Source organism: Nocardia cerradoensis NBRC 101014, from assembly GCF_000308535.1.
In the GTDB taxonomy this organism is placed as follows: domain Bacteria; phylum Actinomycetota; class Actinomycetes; order Mycobacteriales; family Mycobacteriaceae; genus Nocardia; species Nocardia cerradoensis.
The window spans coordinates 1-510 of the sequence record NZ_BAFW01000283.1 but is presented as its reverse complement, the minus strand read 5'-3'; the positions used below and the strand labels follow the sequence as shown (position 1 = coordinate 510).

Sequence of the window (510 nt, the reverse complement as noted above, 5' to 3'; positions counted from 1 at the left end):
CGGCCGCTACACCATTCACCCGCGCTATCGCCGCGACGGCACCCGCCTCGATCGCAGCGCCTACCTGCTGCTCAGCCGGCTCGCCATCGAGGGCCCGATGTCGATCGGTCAGCTCAGCGAGGCGTTCGGCCTCGACGCCTCCACGCTCAACCGGCAGACCGCGGCGCTACTGCGGGCCGGACACGTCGAGCGGATCCCCGACCCCGAGGGCGGGATGGCCCGCAAGTTCCGCATCACACCGGCCGGCGAGGAGAACCTCGACGCCGAACGCAACGCCAATATCGAAGGCCTGGGCCGCGTGCTGGAGGGCTGGTCCCCCGACGACGTCGCGCGCTTCGCCGACTATCTGCAGCGCTTCAACACCGATATCGAGCGGCTCGACGGCCGCCCGTGGCCGCGGCCGTAACCCACGGCTCGACGATCACCGCGCGGCTGGTCGCACGACGGCGCGGAGAGATCCACACCGTCGTGCGGCGGCGCTCAGGCGATCGGACCGCGCGCGGCCTCGTA

General features: G+C 71.8%; 1 protein-coding gene. It reads left to right on the top strand.

From position 1 onward, the window contains the following. Nucleotides 1-406 (top strand): MarR family winged helix-turn-helix transcriptional regulator (locus tag ON23_RS27955; protein ID WP_039781880.1); only part of this gene is annotated, 406 nt, incomplete at its 5' end. Nucleotides 407-510 lie beyond the last annotated feature (104 nt).